Source organism: Jeongeupia wiesaeckerbachi (assembly GCF_050916355.1).
Classification (GTDB): domain Bacteria; phylum Pseudomonadota; class Gammaproteobacteria; order Burkholderiales; family Chitinibacteraceae; genus Jeongeupia; species Jeongeupia wiesaeckerbachi.
This window is the reverse complement of record NZ_CP136946.1, coordinates 1592568-1616262: the sequence shown is the minus strand read 5'-3', so window position 1 is coordinate 1616262 and position 23695 is coordinate 1592568. Positions and strand designations below refer to the sequence as shown.

The window sequence follows — 23695 nt, the reverse complement described above, 5'->3', positions numbered from 1 at the left end:
GCGATACATGTTGTTGCGCAGACGAAGCCCCGGTGCGACCGGCATTTTTGCTAGAATCGCCGGCGTTATTGCACGTCGTTGCCAGGAGCCGTCATGCCCACGATTTCCCCGCTGGAAAAGGCCGAGATCCTCTCGGAAGCCCTCCCCTACATCCAGGCCTTTTTCGACAAGACCATCGTCATCAAATACGGCGGCAACGCCATGATCGACGAGGAGCTGAAGGAAGGCTTCGCTTCCGACGTCGTGTTGCTCAAGCTTGTCGGGATGAACCCGGTCGTCGTCCACGGCGGCGGCCCGCAGATCAATGAACTGCTCGACCGGATCGGCAAGAAGGGCGAATTCATCCAGGGCATGCGCGTCACCGACGCCGAGACCATGGATGTCGTCGAAATGGTGCTCGGCGGCCACGTCAACAAGGAAATCGTCTCGCTGATCAACAAGCATGGCGGCAAGGCCGTCGGCCTGACCGGTCAGGACGGCCACTTCATCAAGGCGCACAAGCTCTTCCTCAAGGACGATGCCGGCGCAGAAACCGTCGACATCGGCCAGGTTGGCGAGATCGAGAGCATCGACGCGACCATCGTCTCGCACCTCGACGCCGCCGATTTCATCCCGGTGATCGCACCGATCGGCGTCGACAACAACGGCGAGAGCTACAACATCAACGCCGACCTCGTCGCCGGCAAACTCGCCGAAACGCTGAAGGCCGAGAAGCTGATCCTGATGACCAATACACCGGGCGTGCTCGACAAGCAGGGCCAGCTCTTGACCGGGCTGACCGCGCAAAAAATCGATGCATTGTTCGCCGACGGTACGATTTCGGGCGGCATGCTGCCGAAGATTTCGTCGGCGCTCGACGCCGCCAAGAACGGCGTCAACTCGGTGCACATCATCGATGGCCGCGTGAAACACGCACTGCTGCTCGAAGTACTGACCAGCCAGGGCGTCGGCACGATGATCCGCGCCAGCTAAACGGCCCGCGGCCCCGGTATGCCGGGGCCGTTTTGCATGGTCGGACGGCTTGCATGTGGACGATGGCTGACTAGATTGGAATTGACCGCGGCAACAGCGGTTGACTCGAACTCAGGAGCCACGATGAAAAACGCCCGCCACCTACTCGCCGAAAAACAAATTTCCGGTACGCTGTCGATCGCACCGGATGCCACCGTCTACCAGGCCCTGCAACTGCTGGCCGAAATGAATATCGGCGCCTTGCTGGTCATGGACGGCGACAATCTCGTCGGCCTGTTTTCCGAGCGCGACTACGCACGCAAGGTCGTGCTGATGGGCAAGACGTCGGCCGGAACGCCGGTGTCCGAAATCATGACGCGCAAGCTGATCTGTGTGCCGCCGACCGCGAGCGTCGACGAATGTCTGGCGCTGATCACCGAAAAACGCATCCGCCACCTGCCGGTGCTCGAGAACGACAAGGTTCTGGGCGTACTGTCGATCGGCGATCTGGTGCGCGAGACCATTGCCGACCAGCAGTTCACGATCGATCAGCTGGTCTATTACATCCACCGATGACCTGCCCGGCGGTGGCCGGGCCCCGCCGATGCCCCTACCCCGCAAGCCGATCTGGCTATTCGATCTCGACAACACGCTGCACGATGCCAACCGGCATGCGTTTCCGACCATCGACACGGCGATGACCGGTTTCATCGCCGATGCCTTGCGGCTGTCCGAAGCCGATGCGTCGGCGCTGCGCGTGGCTTACTGGCACCGCTACGGCGCGACGCTGCTCGGGCTGATCCGCCATCATCCGCACGTCGATCCACGGCATTTTCTCGCCCACAGCCATCCACTCGACGAACTGACCCGGCAGCTGCATCCGATGCCCGGCCTCAAGCGCACGCTGGCCCGGCTGCCCGGCCGCAAATACCTGTTCACTAATGGCCCGCACGACTACGCCGAAGCCATGCTTGCCGCGCTGGGCATTGCCGGTTGTTTTGACGGTGTGTTCGCGATCGACTCGGCCGGCTACGCACCGAAACCGCAGCTGCGCGGCTATCGGGCCCTGCTGCGGCAATGGCGGCTGGCGCCGCACCGCTGCGTGCTGGTCGAGGACTCGGCCGTCAACCTCAAGCCGGCACGCCGGCTCGGCATCAAGACGGTGCTGATCCGCAAGGGGCCGCAGCGCAATCCCTGGGCCGACTGGCAGATTCCCCACCTCGCGGCGCTGGCCGAACGCTGGTCGCGCCAGCGCTGAAACAACAACGGCGACCCGAGGGTCGCCGTTGTTGTTCGTGAATCACAGCTCAAAACCTGCCGCAGTCGGCGAGCGAGCCAAGGCCGTTCGTTTTCGCCCGAAGCACTGGAACCGGAATGGACGGTCCATGAGAGGCCCCTGAGCAGCGGACGGAAACGACCTACGCAGGCGCAGCCGCCGAATGGAGCAGGTTTAAAGTTCGACCTGCGTCCCCATCTCGACCACGCGGTTCGGCGGGATCTTGAAGAACTGCGTCGCCCGCGTCGCATTGCGGTTCATCAGCGAGAAGATCTTCCGACGCCAGAAGCTCATTGCCGGGTACCTCGCTTCGACGATGGTCTCGCGCGACAGGAAGAACGACGTCTGCATCGTGTCAAAGCGCAGATCCGCTTGCAGCGATTCAACCTGCGCCAGCACCTCGGGCACGCTTTGCTCTTCCTTGAAGCCGTAGGTGGCGATGATCTGGAAGAAACTGTCGCCAAGGCGGCGGACAATCACGCGTTCACGCTTCGAAACGAAGGGGATGTCGGCCGTCTTGACGCTGAGGAAGACCACCTGCTCGTGCAGCACCTTGTTGTGCTTGAGGTTGTGCAGCAGCGCGTGCGGCACCGAATCGGTACTCGCGGTCATGAACACCGCAACGCCTTCGACCCGGGTCGGCGGCGACGATTCGAGGCTTTCGACAAAGCCTTCGAGCGGCAGCTCGCCGGCGAGCAGGCGCTCGTACAGCAGCGCGCGGCCGCGCTTCCACGTCATCATCAGCGTGAAGGCGACGAGACCGATCAACAGCGGGAACCAGCCGCCCTCGGCGATTTTCAGCACATTGGCCGAGAACAGCAGCGAATCGATCACCAGAAGGACGCCCAGCGCGCCGCAGACCAGCCATTTGCGCACACCGGTAAAGATGTGACCGAACACGGCAAACGCCAGGATCGTCGTGATCAGCATCGTGCAGACCACGGCAAAGCCGTACGCCGACGCCAGCGCGCCCGACGAGCGGAAACCGAGCACCAGCAGGATCACCGAAACAAGCAGGAACCAGTTGATCCCCGGCATGTAAATCTGGCCCTTCTCGGTTTCCGATGTGTGCTGGATGTCCATGCGCGGACTGAAGCCGAGGTGGACCGCCTGGTTGGTCATCGAGTACGCGCCCGAAATCACCGCCTGCGACGCGATCACCGTCGCAATCGTCGCCAGTACGACCAGCGGCACCAGGCCCCAGCCCGGCGCGAGCAGGAAGAACGGGTTCTTGATCGCGGTCGGATCGGCGAGCAGCAGCGCGCCCTGACCGAAGTAGTTGAGCGTCAGCGCCGGCAGCACCAGCGAGAACCACGCGCGGCTGATCGCCGGCCGGCCGAAGTGGCCCATGTCGGCGTACAGCGCCTCGGCGCCGGTCAGCGCCAGCACGACGGCACCGAGCAGCACGAAGGCCTGCTTCGGATTGTCGACGACAAACTGCAGGCCATAGGCCGGATTCAGCGCATGCAGCACCGTCGGGTTCTGAATGATCTGCCAGCCGCCGAGCACGGCAAGTACCGAGAACCACAGCAGCATCACCGGGCCGAACAGCTTGCCGACCGAGGCGGTGCCATGGCGCTGCATGGCGAACAGGCCAACCAGCACGGCAATGGTGATCGGAATGATGTAGGGGTCGAAGGTGTGCGAAACGATGCCGATGCCTTCGAGTGCCGAAAGCACCGAAATCGCCGGCGTGATCATGCTGTCGCCATAGAACAGTGCGGCGCCGAAAATACCCAGCGCGGTCAGTACCAGCGCGCGGCGACTACCGGTCTTCATCTGCCGCAAGGCCAGCGCCAGCAGCGCGAGAATCCCGCCCTCGCCACGGTTGTCGGCGCGCAGCACGATGATTACGTACTTAAGCGACACCACCAGCATCAGTCCCCAGAAAATCAGCGACAGCATGCCGAGGACGTTCTCGGTATTGATCGGCAGCGGAATGTGGCCGTTCAGGCATTCGCGTAGCGTGTAGAGCGGACTGGTGCCGATGTCGCCGTAAACGACGCCGAGCGCCGCAAGCATCAGACCACTGTGCTTCGACGACTCGTGTGTTGCACTACCCATGGAAAACCCCTGGAAATTGGCCGCCGATTATAGCGCCGCCGTTTTACTCGGCAAGCGGCTCGGGCCTGAGCTGCGGCAAGGTGGTATAAATTCGCTGCCAATCGAAATACGGGCCCGGGTCGGTTTTGCGCAACGGCGCGATATCGCAATGGCCAACCGCCTCCTTCACAGGATGGCGCAGCAGCAGGGCCGAAGCCAGCCGGATCAGCGCATCGTACTGGATGTCTTCATACGGCACGAGATCGCTGCCTTCCAGCTCGATGCCGATCGACACGTCATTGCAGCCGGAGCGCTCACGCCACGTCGAGACACCGGCGTGCCACGCCCGCGCCGTTGTCGGCACGAACTGCAGTACGCTGCCATCGCGGCGGATGAAAAAGTGTGCCGACACCCGCAGTTGCGCCAGCGTCTCGTAGCCAGGCGCAGCCTGCGGATCGATCCGGTTGGTGAACAGCCGCAGCACGTGGTCGCCGCCAAAGCGGCCGGCGGGCAGGCTGATGTTGTGCACCACCAGCAGATCGACCTCGACGCCATCCGGGCGCGCGTCACAATTCGGGCTCGGCACGGCGATCGCCGCGTCGCACCAGCCGGCGGCGTCGATCTGCCAGCTCATGCCTCGCCCTTGCCGGCGAGGCCCAAGCGGTCCATCCGGTAGCGCAGGCTGCGGAAGGTCACGCCCAGCAGCCGCGCCGCCTGGGTGCGGTTGCCATTGGTCTTCTCGATCGTTTCGAGGATTGCCTGTTTTTCAAGCCGGTCCAGATACCCCTGCAATCCACCGTCCGTGGCATCGGCCAGCTCGACATCCTCGCGATCGAGCTGCAGATCGCAAGGCGTGACGATGGCGCCGTCGGACAGCGCCAGCGCGCGTTCGAGCATGTTTTCGAGCTCGCGCACATTGCCGGGGAAGTGGTAACGCGCCAGCGCGTTCAGCGCCTCCGGCGCAAACGCGGGCGCATCGACACCATTGTTGGCCGCCAGCCGGGCCAGAATGTGCCGCGCCAGCAGCACGATGTCGTCGCTCATTTCGCGCAAGGGCGGCATTTTCAGCTCGATCACATTGAGCCGGTAATACAGGTCGAGGCGGAAGCGCCCGGCGTCGACGCAGTCGGTCAGATTCTGGTGCGTCGCCGAAATCAGCCGCACGTCGACCGGCTCCTCGACGGTGCTGCCGACCTTGCGCACCTTGCGCTCCTGAATCACCCGCAGCAGTTTGACCTGCATCGCCAGCGGCAGATCGGCGACTTCGTCGAGAAACAAGGTGCCGCCGCTCGCGGCCTGAAAGAAGCCGTCGCGGTCGCTGTCGGCGCCGGTGAACGCGCCCTTGCGATAGCCGAAGAACTCGCTCTCGACCAGATTCTCCGGAATCGCGCCGCAGTTGACCGCGATGAAAGGCTTGTCGGCCCGCGCCGATTGCGCGTGGATCATCCTTGCCGCGCGCTCCTTGCCGCTCCCCGATTCACCGGTCACGTAGACCGGCGCCTGACTGCGCGCCAGCTTGGCAACGAGATCGAGCACCTGGCGGATTGCCGCCGATTCGCCGAGCAAGGGTCGCTCGCCGCTGGCCGGAGCCGGTTCGGCCACCTCGTCATCCAGCCGCAATGCCGATTTGACCAGCGTCCGCAGTTGCTCAAGCGAGACCGGCTTGGCGAGGTAATCGAAGGCGCCGGCCTTGAGCGCGGCGACGGCATTGTCGGTGCTGCCGTAGGCGGTGATCACCGCCGCCGGTACGTCGAGCCGGGCCGACTGGATATGCCGGATCAGCTCCAGTCCCTCGCCGTCGGGCATACGCATATCGGTGAGCACCAGATCGTAATTGCGCGTATCGAGCAAGGCCCGGGCCGAGGCGACGTTGTTGGCCTTGTCGACGTCGAGGCCGAGCTTGACCAGCGTCAGCTCGAGCAGGTCGGCGAGGTCGACCTCGTCGTCGACGACGAGGACGCGGCGGTGGTTACGGGGTTTCCTGGCCATCGTTCATTCCGAACACAATCCGAAAACGCACACCGGCTTCGGCCGGCTGCGACACATACTCCAACCGGGCCGCATTGGCGGCGCAGATCTCGCGGGCAATATACAGCCCGAGCCCGGTCCCCTTGGACTCGGTGGTGAAAAACGGCTCGAACAGTTGCGTCAGCGCATCGCGCGCGACCGGCGGGCCGTCGTTGTCGACGTTGAGCTGCCAGCACCCGTCGTTGCAGGCAACGCTCACGACCAGACTGTCGGGCCGCTTGCTGCAGTAACGCCAGCCGTTGCGCAGCAGGTTCCACAACACCTGATGCAGATGCCCCGGATCGAAACGGACCATCACGTCATCAGGGCAGGCGACAATGATGGGCGTCTGGATCTGCTCGCTCTGGCAGAACTCGTCGACAAACGTCGCCAGCCACGGTCCGAGCACGATCGGCCGCATCTCGACACGGTCACGCCGGTTCAGTTCGAGCACATCCTTGACCATCCGTTCGAGCCGCCGGGTGTTGTCGCCGATGATCCGCGTCAGCTTCTGCATCAGCAGATTGTCGCCGGCCTCTTCTCGCAGCAACTGGCCGGCATGGCTGATCGCGCCGAGCGGATTGCGGATTTCGTGCGCCAGATTCGCCGTCAGCCGGCCCAGCGCGGCGAGCTTGAGCTGCTGTGCCTCGCGCCGCAGCCGGTCCATGTCTTCGAGATAAACCAGCACGCTGCCATCCGGATCCGGGCCGAGCGGGACAAAGCGCGGCCGCAGCGTCTTGTAGGCGCCTTCGAGCTGCAGCAGCGCCGCCGGCGCCGCAGGATCGCGACGCCAGGCCTTCAGCGCCCGCGCCAGCGCCGGCAAGGCATCGATCCGCTGCCCGGCCAGCAGCGGCGCGTCGATCAGTCGCTGTGCCTGCGCGTTGGACTGACGCAGCTGGTCGTGAGCGTCGATGACGATAACGCCGTCGGAGACGTCCTGCAGGATGCGGGCATTGAGCTGGCCGAGGTTTTCGAGGTCGACGCCGCGCGCGTACGCCAGCGCCTCGCTTTCGCTGGCGAAACCGGCCAGCCGGTGCGCCAGCCAGGCCACGGCGAAACACGCCATGCACAGCAGCGCCGGAACGAAGAATTCATCGGTGCCGGCCAACCCGAGCCACATCTGCATCAACTGTTCGCCGAGCAGCGCCAGGCTGGCGACGGCGGCGTGGAACAGCGTCATCCGACCGCGCGAAATCAGCCCGGCCGCCGCCAGATACGGCAGCAGCAGGATGCCGAGGCCGCTCTTGATACCGCCCAGCAGATGCATCAGCGTGACGAGGAAGACGATGTCGGTCACCGCCTGTACCGACAGCTGGATCTGGAACGCCGGGCGCCGCCGATGGATGCCGATCGCAAACAGCACCGACAAGGCCACGTCGATCAGCGCCAGCGTGATGAAGGCATCGTAGGCTTCGCCCGAACGCGTCAGCCACACGCGCCAGCTGATGCTGAAGAACAGCGCCATCGCCGCCAGCAGCCGGAAGACGTTGAACAGCGCCAGCGAACGCCAGTGGGCTTCGGACGGAAAAACGCCGCGGCCGCTCATGCGGTCCGCGGCGTCAGCCGGCATCGTGTCTGGCCCACGATCAATGGGACATCCGCCGGGTCGATTCACTGCTGCCGATAAAGCGCACCAGCTCGGACAACGCAGCCTCGTAGACGCCACGTTTGAAGTCGATCACGGCCTCCAGCGGCGACCAGTAGTCGCTCCAGCGCCATGCATCGAACTCCGGATGCGTGGTCTTGCGCAGGCACACGTCGGAATCGCGGCCCACCAGCCGCAGCAGGAACCAGATCTGCTTCTGGCCCTTGTAGGTTCCACGCCATTCGCGTCGAACCCAGTGGGTCGGCACATCGTATTTCAACCAGTCGCGGGTGCGGCCGAGGATTTGCACATGCTCGGGCGCAAGTCCCGTTTCCTCCATCAGTTCGCGGAACATGGCTTCTTCCGGGGATTCGCCCTGTTTGATACCGCCCTGCGGAAACTGCCAGGAATGCTCGCGCACGCGCTTGCCCCAGAACACCTGGTTTTGACGGTTGATGATGATGATGCCGACGTTCGGGCGATAGCCGTCACGGTCGAGCATAGTCTTACCTTTTAAACTTCTGTTACCACCGATTTTTCCACATCCGGCGTTCCTTGGGAACGCCCTCGACGCTGCAAGGCGATCATCCGCCAAGCAAACTCTGCGCCTGCCCGCTGTCGGCCGTGGAAAACAGCACTTGCGTCAATGCCAGTATCAGATGAAAAGCTTGCGGTCGTTGTGCGGATTCAGCCTGGCGAGATCGGAGACGAATTCGCCGAATTCGAGTCCATGCGCGGCTTCGAGCTCGGTGGCGCGACGGGACAGCTCGTCCCAGCGCGGCTCGCCCTGCCCCTTGCGAAAGGCGAAGGCGATCACATTGCCCTTCTGCCGGGCCGGCAGCAGCACGAGGTGGCCGTCGAAGACGCCGGAGAGCCGCTCGCAATACTGCTGGAAGCGCTTGTCCGAGCCCCAGAGATTGACCGCCAGCACGCCGTTGTCGCTCAGCCGGTCGCGGCAGGCGGCGAAGAACTCGGTCGTCGCCAGCGGCGGCGCGATGCCGGTCGCCGAATACGCGTCCATGACGATGAAGTCGCAGCTGGCTTCATCCATGCCGACGAGATGTGCCGCGCCGTCACCGGCGATCACCGCGAGCCGTTCGTCGTCATCGGGCAGGCCGAACATCGAACGGGCAACGGCAATCACCTGCGGGTGCAGCTCGACGCAGGTGATCTGCGTTTCGGGCAGTTTCGCGTGCGCCCACTTGGCGATCGAGCCGCCACCGAGACCGATCAGCAACATCGTGCTGGGCACCGGCACGAACAGCAGTGCGCCGAACACGCAGCGCGAATACGCCAGCACCAGCTCAAGCGGATCGCTGATGCGCATCGCGCTCTGGGTATCGTCGTGGCCGAAATGCAGCTTGCGGATGCCGAACTCCTCGGAAATATCGATGGCGATATCGTCGTCGGGCCGACTGGAAAAACGCTTGGAGCGGAACAGCATCAGTGCTCCCCGCAGCCGCCGGTCTCGGCCGGTTTGCTGGCGAGGATGTTGATCGTGTTCGGTTCGCTGAAAGTATCGCGGTCGAAGGCCTTGTCGCCGTCGGCGCGCGCGACGCCGTCGGCGCGGGCGCTCACGAAGTCATACAACGTGGGGTCGGCCAGATGGCTGGGGACGACATTGCGCAGCGCACGGAACATCGATTCGATCCGGCCCGGGAAACGCTTGTCCCAGTCGGCGATCATCTCGCCGACCACCGCGCGCTGCAGATTGGGCTGCGAGCCGCACAGATTGCACGGAATGATCGGGAAGCCCTTGGCTTCCGAGTAGCGGACGATGTCTTTTTCGCGGCAGTAGGCCAGCGGCCGGATCACCACGTGCTTGCCGTCGTCGGACACCAGCTTCGGCGGCATCGCCTTGAGCTTGCCGCCGTAGAACATGTTCAGGAACAGCGTTTCGAGGATGTCCTCGCGATGGTGGCCGAGCGCGATCTTGGTCGCGCCGATCTCGTCGGCGACGCGGTAAAGAATGCCGCGACGCAGCCGCGAACACAGGCTACAGGTCGTCTTGCCCTCGGGCACCAGCTTCTTGACGATGCTGTAGGTGTCTTCCTCGATGATGCGGTACTCGACGCCCAGCGCAGCCAGATACTCCGGCAGCACGTGCTCGGGGAAGCCCGGCTGCTTCTGGTCGAGATTGACCGCGACGATGGAGAAATCGATCGGCGCCGATTTCTGCAGCCCGAGCAGGATGTCGAGCATGGTGTAGCTGTCCTTGCCACCCGAAAGACAGACCATGATCTTGTCGCCGGGCTCGATCATGTTGAAATCGTTGATCGCATCGCCGACGGCGTGGCGCAGCCACTTGGTCAGCTTGTTCAGGTTGAGCTGGGCTTTCTTCTCGGCGTCGGCCACCGCGGTGGCTTCGGTACTGGTGTGCTGGGTCATGATCCGAATGCCGACGGGGCGCGCCGCGCCCCGTCGTAGATGATTGAATTGACGGCGATTTTACCGCACTCCGCCGCCTGCTGCGAGCGGGTGCGCCGCGCGATGATGCGGCCCGGTCGACTCAACCGGTCAGCAAAGACTTGCGCATGAAAAAATAGCGATGCCCGGGCGGATAGTCGTCGAGTTCGCCGAACACCGTGTAGCCCTGCTTTTCGTAGAAACCGCGCGCCTGAAAACTCGCGGTCTCCAGCCGGGCCAGACGAATGCCGGCGGCACGGGCGTGGTCCTCCAGCGCCTGCATCACCCGGCCGCCCAGCCCCTGCTGACGCCGGACATCGTCGACCCAGACGTTTTCGATGCTCAGGCAATCGAGCCCGTAGTAACCCGTCGCGCCGGCAATCAGCCGTCCCTCGCCGTCGCGGATCGTCGCGCTGGCCGGTGTAAACGAATAAGGGCCGAGCACCGCTTCGTTGAACGCACGCAAGGTGGTCGCGATTTCGTCCGCAACGGCCTGCCGGTGTGCTTCGCCACTGAGTAGTTCGACTTCGCCGCTCATGACTTACAACACCACGCTGCGACCGCCGTCGACCGGCAGCACCACCCCGGTCAGATACGGCGCGTCGAGCAGGAAGGCGATCGCCTGTGCCAGATCGTCCGGCGTGCCGGTGCGGCCCAGCGGAATCGTCGCCAAGATGCGCTCGCGCTCGGCGGCATCGAACACATCGGCGCCGTCGGGCCAGAGATTGGCGCCGGGTGCGACGGCGTTGACGCGCACCTTGGGCGCCAGCTCGCGCGCCAGCCCGCGCGTCATCGCCACCAGGCCGGCCTTGGCCACCGTGTACAGCATCAGCCCCGGGTACGGCCGGTCGGCGTGAATGTCGGCGATGCTGACGATGCAGCCGCCGGTTTCGGCCAGCGCCGGCACCGCCGCCTGCGCCAGGAACAGCGGCGCCTTCAGGTTGGAACCAACCAGTTCGTCCCACGCCGCCTCGGTGAATTCGCCGACCGGCGTCGGGTAGAACGCCGACGCGTTGTTGATCAGCGCGTCGAGCCGACCGAATGCCGTCAGCGCCGCGGCAACGAGTTCGGGCAAGCGGGCGGTGTCGAGCAGATCAAGCTGGACGGTTGTCGCCGATGCCGGCCGGATGGCGTTCAGCGCAAGCGCAAGCGCGCTGGCCGCGTCGCCATTGCTGCGGTAATGGATCACCACCCGCCAGCCGCGCGCGTGCAGATCGCGCGCCAGGCCGGCGCCTACGCGTCTGGCTGCACCGGTGATCAACACCACCTTGTCGTGATTCATCCCTCTCCCCTTTGTTGTTATTCCGCTGCGTGCGGCATCGTGGCCGCAGCCATTACAATCTGCGTTTCGTCCGGAATTCTGCTGTCGCCATGACTACACCGCAACTGCCCGCGCCCGGCGCGGACGCCGCCAGCGCCAGCGCGGCGCTGGTCGAACGCATCCGCGCCGCCATCGACGCCGCCGATGGCTGGCTGTCGTTTGCCGACTATATGCGGCTGGCGCTGTACAGTCCCGGCCTTGGCTATTACTCGGGCGGCGCCGCAAAGTTCGGCGCCCACGGCGACTTCACCACCGCACCCGAACTCTCTCCGCTGTTTGGCGCCTGCATCGCCGAGACCGCCGCTGCGGTGCTCGCGGCGCTGGCGGCGCAAGGCCAGCGCCGCGACGTGCTCGAATTCGGCGCCGGCACCGGCCGGCTTGCAGCGCAACTACTGCTCGGCCTCGAACGCCTGGGCCAATTGCCGACACGCTACTGCATCGTCGACCTGTCGGGCGAGCTGCGTGAACGCCAGCGTGCGACGATCGCCGCCGCCGCGCCACACCTGCTCGACCACGTCGTCTGGCTCGACACACTGCCCGATGCGTTCAGCGGCTTTATCGTCGGCAACGAAGTACTCGACGCGATGCCGTGCGCGCTGGTCCATCGCGACGCTGCCGGTCAGCTGCACGAGCGCGGCGTGGTCTGGCAAAGCGGCGCGCTGGGCTGGCAGGATCGGCCGCTGCACGCCGGCCCGCTGCACGCGCTCGCCGCCGCGCTCGACTTGCCGAACGGCTACACCACCGAAATCCAGCCCGATATGCACGCCTATGTCGCCAGCGTCGCCACGCTGCTTCAGCACGGCGCCGCGCTGTGGCTCGACTACGGCTTCGCCCACGCCGAGTACTACCACCCGGAACGGCATATGGGCACGCTGATCGGCCACTACCGCCACCACACGGTGCACGACCCGTTCTTCTGGCCCGGCCTGACCGACCTGACCTGCCACGTCGATTTCTCGGCCGTCTACCGCGAAGCCGACGCCGCCGGACTGGCGCTCGAAGGCTATGCTCCGCAGGCGCAATACCTGCTCGACGCGGGCCTCTTGGACAAGCTCGCCGGACTCGGCGCCGATCATCCGGCGTATCTGGCCCAGATCGCCGCGGTACAGAAGCTCACCAGCCCGGCCGAAATGGGCGATCTGTTCAAGGCCATCGCCTTCAGCAAGGGCCTTGCACTAAGCGCCCTGCTGCCCGGCTTCGGCGGCAGGGATGATTCACACAAGCTATAACGCTTGACAGCGGGACGGAATACCGACAATATGCCGTCCTCTTGGCTATGTAGCTCAGTCGGTTAGAGCACAGCACTCATAATGCTGGGGTCGCAGGTTCGAGTCCCGCCATAGCCACCAGATCTGCGCGAAAGCGCTGCGAAAAAGCCGTTGATTGTGAACGAAAGTTCGGAATCAACGGCTTTTTTGCGTTCGCTTTGCGAAAGCAGCCGTGCGCATGCCGCGATCACGCCGATCAACGGGTGCTCCGCCCGCTTACTTCGGCGCGATCACCAGCGTGGCATGCGCATTGGCGGTGCCGGGCATCACCGGCGAGCGCACCTGGATATAGCGCGCCCTGAAGTTCAGCTGCACATTGCCGCCGGCGTCGGCGGTGGCACCGTTGCCCACCCAGTTGTACTGGTTGCTGCCCGGCAGCGTCAGCGGCAGCGGTGCGCCGCCCAGTTGCAGCAGTTGCACCGCCACGCCCGATGCCGGCGTCGCACTGGCATCGAGCCCGATCACGCCCAGGCCGCCGGTGGCGTCGTACGCATCCGGCTGCGCGACGACGGCCCACTGGATGCTGGTGTTGGCGGCGCAGCGCGCGGCGACGGCGACGTTCTTGTCGGCTTCGCCGCGCGCCGGCTGGCCGATCGCGGTGAACGACGACGCCGACACTCGGCCCATGTCCACGTTGACCTGACCGAAATTGCCGCAGGGGCTGGTGCGGACGAGGGTGTTCTGCTGCAGCTGAAAGCGCACCAGATTGAATAATTGCGTGTTGTTCGCCGGCGGCGTCGATTCATTGTTCATCACCGAAAACAGGCTGAAGCCGGCGCCGCTGTTGTTCTGCAGCTGCACGCCGTTTGCCGGCAGCGTGCCGGCCAGCCGGTACAGGCTGGCGCGGAAGGAAAACTGCGGCAGCTGCCGCCAGTTGAACAGCCGCTCGTTGCTGCCGCAGCTGCCGGTGAACAGCGGGTAGCCCGCAGCGGCGCCGGTTCCCGCCTTGGCGTCGGCGCACGGAATGCCCGGCACATCGGCGGGCAGCGGCGGCAGATTTTTGCGCGGCTCGGTGGACACCCAGGCAAAGGGCTCGTCCGTCTGGCCGGCGCTGAGCAGCTCGACCGTATAACCCACGCTGCCGCTACCACTGCCGTCGCCATAGGGGTTGCCGCTGCCGCTGTCCTGCATCACGTACATCTTGCCGTCCTTGGTCGGCGCGACAACGCCGGCAATGGGCCCCTGATTGGCGCTGCGCGACCAGTGCTGCTCCAGCCACCAGTAACGCACGGTGTTACTGGCGTTGTCGCACTTGCCGAACCAGCCGCCGTTCACGCCCCACAGCTGTGCACCACTGACCGTCGCCTGGGCGATCGGCGTCCCCAGCGGCGTGTTCTGGTCGACCACGATGCTGCCGCCGAAATTGAACGACAGTGGGTAGTTGTCATACGGCGAGAGCTTGCCGCAGCCGGCCAGCGCCGGTGCAGCGCTCAGCAGCGCCGCCAGACCCGCCAGAAGCGCGGCCAGAAGCTGCGGTCGCGGCAAGTGCATCGGACGGGCGGATTCAGACATCGGGCGCAACCTGCTCAGGAAGGACGGGAAGGGAAGACGCCGTTGATGGCGACGTGCAGCGTACGGCATGGATCGGCATGCCGCCGCTGTCGGCCGGGGCCGCGCCGGGCTGGCGCAGCGTGGCCAGTTCAAAGCGGCACTGCTGCTCGCCCCGCTCGCCCCAATGCAGCGACACCGTGCCGGTCGCGGGCAGATCCCGCAGCAGCAGCCGGCCTTCGCCGCCGACGATGCCCAGCATCCGGCCCGCGGCATCGCGCGCCAGCGCGCCCAGCGGCACGCGCGTATCGTCGAGCAGCAGCACCAGCAGCGTGGGTTTGCCCACCTGCGTCGCGTACTGCAGTTTGACCACGGCGCCATCGTAGGGCACGACGCGGCGCGATGCGTCCAGCAGCTCGACCTCGTCGGAGGCGTTGCGCGGATTCAGCGCAATCTCGTTCTCGCGATATGGTGACAAGGACGGCACGATCGCATAGCCGTTGCCATCCACCACGACCTGGCTGCGGCTGTCGACCGTCGCGCCCTCGGCGCCTTCGGCCTCGATCAGCCCGACGGTATCGCCGGTGTACTGCCCAAAGGTCAGCCCGCCGCTGTGCGCCAGCATTGAACCACTCATGCCGACCGACGCCTGGGTGTAGCCGCCGCCGTAGGAGGCCGACGCCTGCAGCAGCCCGGCACGGGTGGTCCTGGACAGGCTGCCGCCGACGCTGCTGTTGCGCTCGCCGCCGTCCGACGCGTTCGCCGTGGCAAAGGCCGAATACGACAGGCTGGTGTCGCTGGGCATCATGCCCGACAGATTCGCCTGCACGCCGGTATTGCCGCGGTCGTCGTGGGTCACCGCGGTGTTCAGTAGCGGCACGGCGGAAGCCGCGCTCCCCAGCGGGATGCTGAGGCCGACATACACCTGGTTGACCGACTCACCGAGCGCGACGTCATAGCTGCGCGACAGGTTGACGCTGTAATTGATTCCGCCAATGGTCTCGCTGTAGCCGATTTGCACGCTACCCCCGGTGCCGGACGCGCCCCAGTAATCACTGAGGCTGCCGCTGGCGTACAGGCTGCCGTTCTTGCCGATCGTCTGATTCAGATACAGCTGCAGGCTGTGTCGCTGATTGACGGTGCTGGCCTCGCCCGCCGGGCGCGCCGTGCGACCGGTCTGGCTGGCCTGCTGCAGATAGGCGGCGTCACGCAGCGATGAGAAACCGCTGCTCGAATATCGGTAGGCCGCCAGGCTGAGGTTGGTGCCGGTCTGCTGCAGGTACTTGCTGAATGCCACGCGCCAGCTCCAGCCATCGCGCGCTTCGCCGTCGAGCAGCATGTGCGAGACGGTGACATCCGAGCTCAACGCCCCCCAGCCGGTGTTGTAGGCCAGCCCCGTCACCCCGGACAGATAACCGCCCTCGCCCGCCTGCGCTCCGACGCTGGCCGTCAGCGCATTGCTGATCCCGCGCTGGTACACGGCCTCGCCGAACAGCGGCGGATCGATCAGCCACTCGTCCTTCAAGCGTCCCGCCGCCAGCTCGAACCTCGACTGGCCGGGTCGGATCAGCTCGGGCAGGGCTGCATACGGCACCCGAAAGCGCTGCTGGCTGCCGTCGGCCTCGTCGATCGTGACCTGCAGATCGCCACCATAGCCGGTCGGATACAGATCGTTGATCTCGAAGGCGCCGGGCGCCACCGTGGTCTGGTAGAGAATGCTGTCGCGCTGGCGCACCGTCACCCTTGCATTGCTGCGCGCCACGCCGCGCACCACCGGCGCATAGCCGCGCTGCGAATCGGGTAGCATGCGGTCGTCGCTGGCCAGCACCGCGCCGGTCATGGCCATCGACGAGAAGAATCGCGCGCTGCTCTGCGTGTCACCCAGGCGCAGCACCGACATCAGGCCGGGCAACACGCGCTGCAGGTAATTGCTGGTGGAATCGAAACGCGGCTGCTCGCCGTCGCGCCAGCTGAGCGACGAGGTATTGCGATACTGCCAGAGCCCCAGATTGAAACCGGCGCGCAGCCCGACATATGCACTGTCGGACGACTGCCCCCGACCGGTACCGTGGTAGAAGCTGGACACATAATTGAGCAGCAGCCCACTGGTGCCCGGATCCCATTGCGCCGGATCGACATAGCCGCGCGGCGCCTGCTGCTGCACGATTTGCGGCAGGCTCAGATTGAGCCGGTATTCATTGACGTCGAAAACCGCGCTGGCGGCGTCGTCGAGCAGATCGACCTGCACCAGCGTGTCGTCGGTGATCGGGGCCGGCGCGGCCGCGCCGGTGGCCTGCACCGCCGCCTCGATCCGCTCTGGCTCGACCCGCGCGGCGCGCAGCAAGCCGACGGGTACCAGAATCACCGTGCGCTGCACGCCAGCCTGCTCGCGCAGTGCGACCTGCATTTCGCTGCGCCGCAGCATCCGGCCGTTGACGAACACATCGACCGAGTAGCGCCCCGGATCGACCGGGTTGCCATCGGCAAAACGCAACGGGTCGATGCCCGGACTGACCAGCGCGGCGTTGAACACCACCGCCGCCGGTGCGGCGCGCGCTACAGCCGAATATGCGGCTATCATCGCCAGCAAGGCACCCAGCGCGAGCGAACCATGCCGCCGATGCGACGCCCCGTGCTCGCCCGCGCTACACCCCGCGGACGCTGCACCAGCATCGTCACGCCGCCGCCCCGCCTTCATTGCCCGATCACAGCCTCTAGCCCGACGACCGCGCCGAAATCGTTGACCAGGCCGAACTTCAGCAAGGTCGGGGCCGACTGCGTCTCCAGCGGCCAGCGGCGCGAAGAAAACGGCGCCACCATATCGGCATCAACGCGCACTCGCTGCGCACCGGCAAGGACGTCCAATTCGGTCAGCGATGCATTCAGCGCTGTCGGATTACGGCACTCGATATAAGTCTTGCCATTTTCTTTCTTCACATGCCAGATCAATTTATTTCCCAATTCATCCGGCTGGACCAGCAAGCCGCCGGGCCGATAAAACAGCTTCAAGCGCGTCCGGATCGACATTTGCAGGTAATTGGTAAATTGGGGCTTGACCGGCACCTCCAGCACATTCAGCCAGTACACCGATTCGCGATCGGTCGGCAAATGCTCCTGGATCAGCCTGATTCGCAGGCTCTGGCCTTTTTCCGGGTCCAGCCTGAATACCGCCGGCGTCAGCAGAAAGGGCGAGCGCGCCTTGGCGGGAATATCGTTACGCTCGTCTTCGTCTATCCAGGCCTGCACCAGCACCGGTGCATCACCTCGATTCGTCAGGCGTACCGTCTGCTCGCGCAGACCGGCCGGGTAAATGACCCGGGTGCCGGTGACCACCACATTGGCGCAAGCCGGCCAGGCAGCCGCCGCCAGCATCAATGCCAGGCCGAGACGCCCAAGTGCGCCGAACATAGACAGCTCCTTCGCATCGAAATGGAATCAGGGGCAAGAAAGGCTTGATCGCAGTACACGCCCGCGGGCCAGCCACGTAGCGTGGTGCCGGCGCTGGCGTGCCGGACGACGATCGTTCGACCGGCCGGCCGGCGCCGGCGTAGCAGCCGGGCCGGCGTGGGACTTACTTGTAGACCAGCTCGAAATTGCCGGTCGCGGCGACCGTACCGGCGCCCACGGTGGCATTGGTCGCCACGTAGTAGGCATCCAGCGGGATCGATGCGGCACCGGAGCTGGTATCGACATTGACGAAGCCGCCCGAATCCGCCGCCGGCTTCAACTGCAAGGCGGTGTCGTCGAAGACGCCGACCGCCACATTGGTGGCTGTGCCGGTATTCACAAACAGGCCGCGGGTCATGTCGACCTGGCTGCCGATGCCGGTGAACCGGACACCGACCTGCCCCGAAGCCGGGGTGCACGCGGTCAGATCGATATTGAAACGCGTCTGCCCCGCCTTGCTGCCATCGCCGCTGAACACATCGGTCGACACCTTGGGCAGGGCCACGGTCACCGCGCCGCCATTGGCGATCGTGCAGGTATTGGCCACCACCTCGCCGGTAAAGCTGACCGTGCCATTGCTGGCGGCCGAAGCCACACCGTTCAGCAGCGCCATCGCCATGGCGCCACACGCGGCAACTGTCGTCTTGTGCATGATTTTCCTTCGTTTCAATCTTTATCGGGAAACAAGCAGTTACTTCAAAACAGTCATTTCAATTTCACTGCAACACCACAGCTGCAATGCTTTTTTATTACGCCAATCCACGCCGGCAATTAGCTGCTAATCACATCCAATTCCTTTCATTTCGCCAACAATCCGGAATACGGACCAACTGATTGGTATGGACACTACCGCATTATCTCCATCGCACTCAAGCCATATCGAATTGAAATTCGCATTGACGGCGATCAAGCTTTGCTTCATTAAAAAAACGGCACAATCCGCGACAGCTCAATGCACAAATATCCTCATTGCATTTATTGAAATCACATATCCGGGTCAATACTGACCCAATGCAATTCATCGGGCATCAATGGCCGGGCAGCACAAGATCGACGGCACCATCGCCCGCGCCGAGTCGTCATCGTCCTTGGGGGAGCAGCCCGTCACGGTGTAGGCTGAAAACGCGACTCACGAAATCACACGGAGCAGATCATGGGCTGGATCATTGCAATCATTGTTGGCGCGCTGATCGGTTGGCTGGCCAGCAAGGTCATGGGTACCGATTCACAACAGGGGTCGATCGCCAACATCATCGTCGGCATCGTCGGTTCGTCGCTGGGGCGGTGGGTGTTTGGCGATCTGCTCGGCATCGGCGCGGCCCAAGCAGCCGGCGGCTTCTCGCTCGCCGGGCTGGCATTCGGCATCCTCGGCGCGGTCGTCCTGATCTGGGTGCTCAAGCTGGTCGGCTTCTTCAAGTAAGCGCCGGCAGCCCGCCAGACGAAGCCAGCAATGAGTGATGTGCTGCCTTTCCCCGGACACGAGCCGCGTCACCGGCTCAAGGTCCAGATCACGATCGAACTTGAACTCACCGCGTCGCAAGACGCCGCGGCGCTTGAGGACGAGCTGACCGATCTGGACTACACGCTGGCTTTCGTCGACGCGCACTACGCCGACGACGAATCGGTGTTTACCTGCAAGGTCCGCGTCGTCGAACACGGCTGATACCGGTGGTCGCCGGCCGAAGGCGGATTTCGGGCCTCCAGGGCCCGACCTGCTTTCAGATCAAGCACTTACTTGATACCATACCCGGTTTACATCCCGTCTGGTTAGCCCATGCGCCTCGCTGCCCTGCTGCTCGTCGCCGTTGCCGGTTCGGCCTTTGCCCAGCGCATCCTGCCCCCGAGTGGCCAGCTTGGCGAACTCGAAGCCTATTCGCCGATGCGGAGCGTCAAGATCGATGGTGAGGTCTATCGGACCGCGCCGGGTCTGCGCATCTACAACGCCACCGGCGCGCTGCTGACACCGCAGCAAATCGTGCAGATGCCCAAGGACGCGAAGATCTGGTACCAGATCGAACGCAGTACCGGCTTCGCCTGGCGCATCTGGTTCCTCGGCGACGAGGAATACGCCAACCTCAAGCAACGCGACGAACAACCCAGCTTCGTGGTCGCCACCGAGCCCCAGTTAAGAACGCAAGAATGAGCAAGAAAGTATTCATCAAGACCTTCGGCTGCCAGATGAACGAGTACGACTCGGACAAGATGGTCGATCTCCTCAATGCCACCGAAGGCCTGACCAAGACCGACAAGCCCGAAGACGCCGACGTCATCCTGTTCAACACCTGTAGCGTGCGCGAAAAGGCGCAGGAGAAGGTGTTTTCCGACCTCGGCCGGATCAAGGAGCTGAAGCAGAAAAACCCGAATCTCGTCATCGGCGTCGGCGGCTGTGTCGCCTCGCAGGAAGGCGACGAGATCATCAAGCGCGCGCCCTACGTCGACGTCGTGTTCGGCCCGCAGACGCTGCACCGGCTGCCCGAGCTGATCGCGCAGAAACGCGCCACCGGCACTAGCCAGGTTGACATCAGCTTCCCGGAAATCGAAAAGTTCGATCACCTGCCGCCCAGCCGCGTCGACGGCGCCACGGCCTTCGTGTCGATCATGGAAGGCTGTTCGAAGTTCTGTTCGTTCTGCATCGTCCCGTACACGCGCGGCCAGGAAGTCAGCCGGCCGTTCGAGGACGTGCTCGCCGAGGTCGCCGGCCTCGCGCAGCAAGGCGTGAAAGAAATCACCCTGCTCGGCCAGAACGTCAACGCCTACCGCGGCAAGGTCCTTGATGGTGACGACGACGAGATCGCCGACTTCGCCACCTTGCTCGAATACGTACACGAGATTCCCGGCATCGAACGGCTGCGCTACACCACCAGCCATCCGCGCGAAATGACCCAGCGCATCGTCGATTGCTACCGCACGCTGCCCAAGCTGGTGTCGCACCTGCATCTGCCGGTGCAGGCCGGTTCGGACCGCACGCTGGTGAACATGAAGCGCGGCTACACCACGCTCGAATACAAGAGTCTCGTGCGCAAGCTGCGCGAAGCCCGGCCGGACATCTGCCTGTCGAGCGACTTCATCGTCGGCTTCCCCGGCGAAACCGACGACGATTTCGAGCGCACGATGAAGTTGATCGAAGATGTGCGTTTCGACGCCAGCTTCAGCTTCATCTACAGCATGCGCCCGGGCACGCCGGCGGCCGACCTGCCCGACGACGTGCCGCAGGACGTGAAAACCAAGCGCTTGATGCGCTTGCAGGCACGGATCGAGGAACTGGCGCAGGAAGTGAACCAGAGCATGGTCGGCACCGTGCAGCGGGTACTGGTCGAGGGGATTTCCAAGAAAGACCCGAACGAGCTGGCCGGGCGCACCGACAACAACCGCATCGTCAACTTCGTCGGCCAGCCACGGCTGATCGGCCAGTTCGCCGAGGTCTACGTCACCCAGTCGTTCTCGCACAGCCTCAAGGGCGAGATCGTCACGCACGAGTCGGCCACCCACTGATCGATCCGCCGATCGAAGTCGGCACCGGCGCAGGCTATGCTGCAAACTGTCTCCTGCCAGGAGTATCGTCATGCAGGTCCGGCTGCGCACGGTGCGTTTCCTCAAGCGTCACCCGCTGGCGACGCTGGCGCTGATGGCCGTCAGCTTCATTGGCCTGGGCTTGGTTTCGGTCAACCTGGCCATGCTGCTGTCGGCCAATTTCCAGCTGCTGTGGCAGCATGGCTGGCTGGCCGTGATGAACGGCGCACTCGAGCAACTGATCGAGCTGGTCGTGCACGGCGTGCTGGCGCTGCTGCTGTATATCGTTTTCAAGCTGTGCGAGAAGCTGCTGGTCGAAAAGCTCAGCAACACCTCGGACCCCAATCCCTAGCGAAATCCCTAGCGAGCCCCCTTCCGCATGAAATTCAAACCTGAACCGCCGCTGTCCGAGGTCGAACTCGACGAACTCGCCGACTTTCTCGAATCGGACGCGACCGGCGATGAGTGCATGGATCTGTCGATGCTGCACGGCTTCCTGACCGCGATCCGCGTCGGCCCGCGCGAACCCGAGCCGGCTGCGTGGCTGGCCCAGGTCTGGGGCGAAGACGGCCAGGCGCCGAAGTTCGCATCCGCAGCGCAGCAGACCCGGATCGAGGACCTGATCCTGCGCTACTACAACCAGCTTGGCGACGAACTGGTCGGCGAAACGCCGGGCTTCACGCCACTGGTCTACGTCGACGAAACGGCGGGCACCGACATCGTCCAGCAATGGTGCTATGGCTTCATGCTCGGCACGGCGATGTCGCCCGAAGCCTGGCAGCCGGCGATGGACGACGAGGAAATCGCCCAGTTGCTGGCGCCGATCTTCGACTGCGCCGACGACGAAGCGCGCGAAGCCATGGTGGCCGACGGTGAAAACCTGGCCGAGTTCGAGCACGAACTGGCGGCCGCCCTGCCGGATATCGTGCCGATATTGCGCGCATTCTGGCTGGCGCGACTCGAAGCCGCCGCGCCGCGCACGGCGCGTCGCCGCCACTGATCGGTTAGGGGCAGCGCACGGGGGCTTGGGCTGATGAATGCCCCCAGCAGGCGCTGACCGTGACGTCCTGCCCGCGGTCTGCCCCATCGAGGATGCACCTTGCCGATGCCGAAGCGCCGATTCTCCGGCCTGCTGCAAGCAGGCCTTGCTGCGATGCTGCTGGCGCTGGCCGGCTGTCGCGACGCAAGCTGGATAGTGGCCTGGCGGGAGTCCGGACTGGCGCTGGTATGCGCCAGCGGCGTCCTGCTCGCATTGCGCGTCTGGCAGCGGCGATCGCCGTTGTGGCCGCTGACCTTGGCGCTGTGTGTCGCGGCCAGCGTGCTCAGCGGCAGCTGGCTCATGCGCCACGCCTGGCAAAAACAGCAGCTTTTTGATGCGCCACCGGCGCTGGCCCAAGCCCTTGGTCGTCATTTCATCATCGGCTATACCGACGAATCCGAGCTGCGCGAGCTGATCCGTCGCGGCCTGATCGGCGGCGTGTTCGTCACCCGGCGCAATCTGCAAGGCCATGACGCGGAAAGCCTGCAGCGGATGATCGCCGGCTGGCAGACGCTGAGCCGGCAGCACGGCTTTGCCCGGCTGCTGATTGCCACCGATCATGAAGGCGGCATCGTCGCCCGCATGTCGCCACCGCTACCGAGCCAGCCCGCGCTCGGCACGCTGCTGTCCGGAAGTGACGCGCCGGCGCGCATCGCCATGGATTACGGTCGCCAGCAGGGCGAAGGGCTGGCGCGGCTCGGCATCACGCTCAACCTGGCGCCGGTCGTCGATCTGGATCACGGCGTGCGCAATCCGGACGATCGGTACTCGAAGATCAGCAGCCGGGCGCTCGCCAGCAGCCCCGCGCTGGTCGGTACCGCCGCCGCGGCCTATTGCGCCGGGCTCGCGCAGCGTCATGTGCAATGCACGTTCAAGCATTTCCCGGGACTGGGCCCGGTCTACGAAGACACCCATGCCGATGGCGCCCGGATCACCACGCCGCTGGCCACGCTGCTTCAGCATGATCTGCAACCCTTCCGGCAACTGATGCGCAACGGGCATTCGGTCACCATGCTGGCGCACGCGCGGCTGGCGGCCGTTGACGATAGCTACCCGGCCTCCAGCTCGCCCGCGGTGGTGCAGACTCTGATCCGCCAGCAATGGGGCTACAACGGCGTGCTGATGACCGACGACCTCAGCATGGGCGCAGCCCGCGACCAGGCCGGCGGTCTGGACGCCGCGGTCAGGCGAGCACTCAATGCCGGCGTGGATATCCTGCTGGTGTCCTGGGACCCCGCGCTCTACTACCCGTTGATGACGGCGCTGCTGGCGGACCACGGCGCCGGTCGGCTCGATCCGGTCGCGCTGGCCCGCAGCGATGCCCGCCTGCGGGGCGATGCGGCGGTACAATAAT

Annotated in this window: 24 protein-coding genes and 1 tRNA gene; 12 read left to right on the top strand and 13 right to left on the bottom strand. The window is 64.7% G+C overall.

Annotation, left to right across the window (positions count from 1 at the left end; genetic code table 11):
* The first annotated feature begins 93 nt into the window (after window positions 1–93).
* The 3 genes from argB (at window position 94) to R0382_RS07895 (ending at window position 2209) form a co-directional block, all read left to right on the top strand.
* Window positions 94–972 (top strand): acetylglutamate kinase, encoded by an 879-nt coding sequence (gene argB / locus R0382_RS07905; protein WP_432723682.1) that lies wholly within the window; start codon window positions 94–96, stop codon window positions 970–972.
* A 123-nt stretch (window positions 973–1095) separates the two neighbouring features.
* Complete coding sequence (locus R0382_RS07900; RefSeq protein ID WP_432723680.1) at window positions 1096–1527, top strand: CBS domain-containing protein; 432 nt, start codon at window positions 1096–1098, stop codon at window positions 1525–1527.
* Between the two features lie 28 nt (window positions 1528–1555).
* Window positions 1556–2209 carry a pyrimidine 5'-nucleotidase gene (locus tag R0382_RS07895; protein WP_432723678.1) on the top strand — a complete coding sequence of 218 codons (654 nt, stop codon included), beginning with the start codon at window positions 1556–1558 and terminating at the stop codon, window positions 2207–2209.
* A 192-nt stretch (window positions 2210–2401) separates the two neighbouring features.
* Here the strand turns inward: R0382_RS07895 and R0382_RS07890 are convergent, their stop codons facing one another.
* The 9 genes from R0382_RS07890 to R0382_RS07850 form a co-directional block, all read right to left on the bottom strand.
* On the bottom strand, window positions 2402–4291 hold the full coding sequence (locus tag R0382_RS07890) for a potassium transporter Kup (protein WP_432723677.1): 1890 nt from the start codon (window positions 4289–4291) through the stop codon (window positions 2402–2404).
* A gap of 43 nt (window positions 4292–4334) precedes the next feature.
* Complete coding sequence (gene ampD / locus R0382_RS07885) at window positions 4335–4904, bottom strand: 1,6-anhydro-N-acetylmuramyl-L-alanine amidase AmpD (protein ID WP_432723675.1); 570 nt, start codon at window positions 4902–4904, stop codon at window positions 4335–4337.
* On the bottom strand, window positions 4901–6259 hold the full coding sequence (locus tag R0382_RS07880; protein WP_432723673.1) for a sigma-54-dependent transcriptional regulator: 1359 nt from the start codon (window positions 6257–6259) through the stop codon (window positions 4901–4903). The genes ampD and R0382_RS07880 overlap by 4 nt, the downstream gene beginning before the upstream one ends.
* Window positions 6240–7823, bottom strand: coding sequence for a sensor histidine kinase (locus tag R0382_RS07875; RefSeq protein WP_432723671.1), 1584 nt, complete (start codon window positions 7821–7823; stop codon window positions 6240–6242). Before R0382_RS07875 ends, R0382_RS07880 begins: the two co-directional genes overlap by 20 nt.
* 40 nt (window positions 7824–7863) lie before the next feature.
* Window positions 7864–8364 carry an RNA pyrophosphohydrolase gene (locus R0382_RS07870; RefSeq protein WP_432723670.1) on the bottom strand — a complete coding sequence of 167 codons (501 nt, stop codon included), beginning with the start codon at window positions 8362–8364 and terminating at the stop codon, window positions 7864–7866.
* A 153-nt stretch (window positions 8365–8517) separates the two neighbouring features.
* On the bottom strand, window positions 8518–9306 hold the full coding sequence (locus R0382_RS07865; protein ID WP_432723669.1) for a fused MFS/spermidine synthase: 789 nt from the start codon (window positions 9304–9306) through the stop codon (window positions 8518–8520).
* Window positions 9306–10250, bottom strand: a complete 945-nt coding sequence (gene ttcA, locus R0382_RS07860; protein ID WP_432723668.1) for a tRNA 2-thiocytidine(32) synthetase TtcA — start codon at window positions 10248–10250, stop codon at window positions 9306–9308. The genes R0382_RS07865 and ttcA overlap by 1 nt, the downstream gene beginning before the upstream one ends.
* A 121-nt stretch (window positions 10251–10371) precedes the next feature.
* Window positions 10372–10806, bottom strand: a complete 435-nt coding sequence (locus tag R0382_RS07855) for a GNAT family N-acetyltransferase (RefSeq protein ID WP_432723667.1) — start codon at window positions 10804–10806, stop codon at window positions 10372–10374.
* 3 nt (window positions 10807–10809) lie between these two features.
* Window positions 10810–11550, bottom strand: coding sequence for a pteridine reductase (locus R0382_RS07850; RefSeq protein ID WP_432723666.1), 741 nt, complete (start codon window positions 11548–11550; stop codon window positions 10810–10812).
* A gap of 89 nt (window positions 11551–11639) precedes the next feature.
* Between R0382_RS07850 and R0382_RS07845 the strand changes: the two genes are divergently transcribed.
* The gene (locus R0382_RS07845; RefSeq protein ID WP_432723665.1) at window positions 11640–12818 is read left to right on the top strand and encodes a class I SAM-dependent methyltransferase; all 1179 of its coding nucleotides are present in this window, start codon (window positions 11640–11642) and stop codon (window positions 12816–12818) included.
* Window positions 12819–12861: 43 nt separating this feature from the next.
* Window positions 12862–12938, top strand: a tRNA-Met gene (locus R0382_RS07840).
* Window positions 12939–13073: 135 nt separating this feature from the next.
* On the opposite strand, the gene R0382_RS07835 is transcribed toward R0382_RS07840, so the two are convergent.
* The 4 genes from R0382_RS07835 to R0382_RS07820 all read right to left on the bottom strand — a co-directional run bounded on the left by R0382_RS07835 (window position 13074) and on the right by R0382_RS07820 (window position 18444).
* Entirely contained in the window at window positions 13074–14369 is a 1296-nt protein-coding gene (locus R0382_RS07835) for a fimbrial protein (protein WP_432723664.1), read from the bottom strand.
* Window positions 14362–16926, bottom strand: coding sequence for a fimbria/pilus outer membrane usher protein (locus tag R0382_RS07830; RefSeq protein WP_432723663.1), 2565 nt, complete (start codon window positions 16924–16926; stop codon window positions 14362–14364). Before R0382_RS07830 ends, R0382_RS07835 begins: the two co-directional genes overlap by 8 nt.
* Before the next feature lie 113 nt (window positions 16927–17039).
* Window positions 17040–17753, bottom strand: a complete 714-nt coding sequence (locus R0382_RS07825; RefSeq protein ID WP_432723662.1) for a fimbrial biogenesis chaperone — start codon at window positions 17751–17753, stop codon at window positions 17040–17042.
* A gap of 163 nt (window positions 17754–17916) precedes the next feature.
* Complete coding sequence (locus R0382_RS07820) at window positions 17917–18444, bottom strand: fimbrial protein (RefSeq protein WP_432723661.1); 528 nt, start codon at window positions 18442–18444, stop codon at window positions 17917–17919.
* 501 nt (window positions 18445–18945) lie between these two features.
* Here R0382_RS07820 and R0382_RS07815 point away from each other — a divergent pair.
* The 7 genes from R0382_RS07815 to R0382_RS07785 all read left to right on the top strand — a co-directional run bounded on the left by R0382_RS07815 (window position 18946) and on the right by R0382_RS07785 (window position 23694).
* Entirely contained in the window at window positions 18946–19212 is a 267-nt protein-coding gene (locus R0382_RS07815; protein ID WP_432723660.1) for a GlsB/YeaQ/YmgE family stress response membrane protein, read from the top strand.
* A 30-nt stretch (window positions 19213–19242) separates the two neighbouring features.
* Window positions 19243–19455, top strand: a complete 213-nt coding sequence (locus R0382_RS07810) for a hypothetical protein (RefSeq protein WP_432723659.1) — start codon at window positions 19243–19245, stop codon at window positions 19453–19455.
* A 111-nt stretch (window positions 19456–19566) separates the two neighbouring features.
* The gene (locus R0382_RS07805; RefSeq protein ID WP_432723658.1) at window positions 19567–19935 is read left to right on the top strand and encodes a hypothetical protein; all 369 of its coding nucleotides are present in this window, start codon (window positions 19567–19569) and stop codon (window positions 19933–19935) included.
* Window positions 19932–21284, top strand: coding sequence for a tRNA (N6-isopentenyl adenosine(37)-C2)-methylthiotransferase MiaB (gene miaB / locus R0382_RS07800; RefSeq protein ID WP_432723657.1), 1353 nt, complete (start codon window positions 19932–19934; stop codon window positions 21282–21284). The genes R0382_RS07805 and miaB overlap by 4 nt, the downstream gene beginning before the upstream one ends.
* Window positions 21285–21354: 70 nt before the next feature.
* Window positions 21355–21654 carry a hypothetical protein gene (locus R0382_RS07795; protein WP_432723656.1) on the top strand — a complete coding sequence of 100 codons (300 nt, stop codon included), beginning with the start codon at window positions 21355–21357 and terminating at the stop codon, window positions 21652–21654.
* Window positions 21655–21681: 27 nt separating this feature from the next.
* Window positions 21682–22302 (top strand): UPF0149 family protein, encoded by a 621-nt coding sequence (locus R0382_RS07790; protein ID WP_432723655.1) that lies wholly within the window; start codon window positions 21682–21684, stop codon window positions 22300–22302.
* A gap of 105 nt (window positions 22303–22407) precedes the next feature.
* On the top strand, window positions 22408–23694 hold the full coding sequence (locus tag R0382_RS07785; protein ID WP_432723654.1) for a glycoside hydrolase family 3 N-terminal domain-containing protein: 1287 nt from the start codon (window positions 22408–22410) through the stop codon (window positions 23692–23694).
* The last annotated feature ends 1 nt before the right edge of the window (window position 23695 follow it).

Coding starts and splice junctions, on each gene's coding strand:
- argB (WP_432723682.1), top strand. CDS start 94: ATGCCCACGATTTCCCCGCTGGAAAAGGCCGAGATCCTCTCGGAAGCC.
- R0382_RS07900 (WP_432723680.1), top strand. CDS start 1,096: ATGAAAAACGCCCGCCACCTACTCGCCGAAAAACAAATTTCCGGTACG.
- R0382_RS07895 (WP_432723678.1), top strand. CDS start 1,556: ATGCCCCTACCCCGCAAGCCGATCTGGCTATTCGATCTCGACAACACG.
- R0382_RS07890 (WP_432723677.1), bottom strand. CDS start 4,291: ATGGGTAGTGCAACACACGAGTCGTCGAAGCACAGTGGTCTGATGCTT.
- ampD (WP_432723675.1), bottom strand. CDS start 4,904: ATGAGCTGGCAGATCGACGCCGCCGGCTGGTGCGACGCGGCGATCGCC.
- R0382_RS07880 (WP_432723673.1), bottom strand. CDS start 6,259: ATGGCCAGGAAACCCCGTAACCACCGCCGCGTCCTCGTCGTCGACGAC.
- R0382_RS07875 (WP_432723671.1), bottom strand. CDS start 7,823: ATGAGCGGCCGCGGCGTTTTTCCGTCCGAAGCCCACTGGCGTTCGCTG.
- R0382_RS07870 (WP_432723670.1), bottom strand. CDS start 8,364: ATGCTCGACCGTGACGGCTATCGCCCGAACGTCGGCATCATCATCATC.
- R0382_RS07865 (WP_432723669.1), bottom strand. CDS start 9,306: ATGCTGTTCCGCTCCAAGCGTTTTTCCAGTCGGCCCGACGACGATATC.
- ttcA (WP_432723668.1), bottom strand. CDS start 10,250: ATGACCCAGCACACCAGTACCGAAGCCACCGCGGTGGCCGACGCCGAG.
- R0382_RS07855 (WP_432723667.1), bottom strand. CDS start 10,806: ATGAGCGGCGAAGTCGAACTACTCAGTGGCGAAGCACACCGGCAGGCC.
- R0382_RS07850 (WP_432723666.1), bottom strand. CDS start 11,550: ATGAATCACGACAAGGTGGTGTTGATCACCGGTGCAGCCAGACGCGTA.
- R0382_RS07845 (WP_432723665.1), top strand. CDS start 11,640: ATGACTACACCGCAACTGCCCGCGCCCGGCGCGGACGCCGCCAGCGCC.
- R0382_RS07835 (WP_432723664.1), bottom strand. CDS start 14,369: ATGTCTGAATCCGCCCGTCCGATGCACTTGCCGCGACCGCAGCTTCTG.
- R0382_RS07830 (WP_432723663.1), bottom strand. CDS start 16,926: ATGATAGCCGCATATTCGGCTGTAGCGCGCGCCGCACCGGCGGCGGTG.
- R0382_RS07825 (WP_432723662.1), bottom strand. CDS start 17,753: ATGTTCGGCGCACTTGGGCGTCTCGGCCTGGCATTGATGCTGGCGGCG.
- R0382_RS07820 (WP_432723661.1), bottom strand. CDS start 18,444: ATGCACAAGACGACAGTTGCCGCGTGTGGCGCCATGGCGATGGCGCTG.
- R0382_RS07815 (WP_432723660.1), top strand. CDS start 18,946: ATGGGCTGGATCATTGCAATCATTGTTGGCGCGCTGATCGGTTGGCTG.
- R0382_RS07810 (WP_432723659.1), top strand. CDS start 19,243: ATGAGTGATGTGCTGCCTTTCCCCGGACACGAGCCGCGTCACCGGCTC.
- R0382_RS07805 (WP_432723658.1), top strand. CDS start 19,567: ATGCGCCTCGCTGCCCTGCTGCTCGTCGCCGTTGCCGGTTCGGCCTTT.
- miaB (WP_432723657.1), top strand. CDS start 19,932: ATGAGCAAGAAAGTATTCATCAAGACCTTCGGCTGCCAGATGAACGAG.
- R0382_RS07795 (WP_432723656.1), top strand. CDS start 21,355: ATGCAGGTCCGGCTGCGCACGGTGCGTTTCCTCAAGCGTCACCCGCTG.
- R0382_RS07790 (WP_432723655.1), top strand. CDS start 21,682: ATGAAATTCAAACCTGAACCGCCGCTGTCCGAGGTCGAACTCGACGAA.
- R0382_RS07785 (WP_432723654.1), top strand. CDS start 22,408: ATGCCGAAGCGCCGATTCTCCGGCCTGCTGCAAGCAGGCCTTGCTGCG.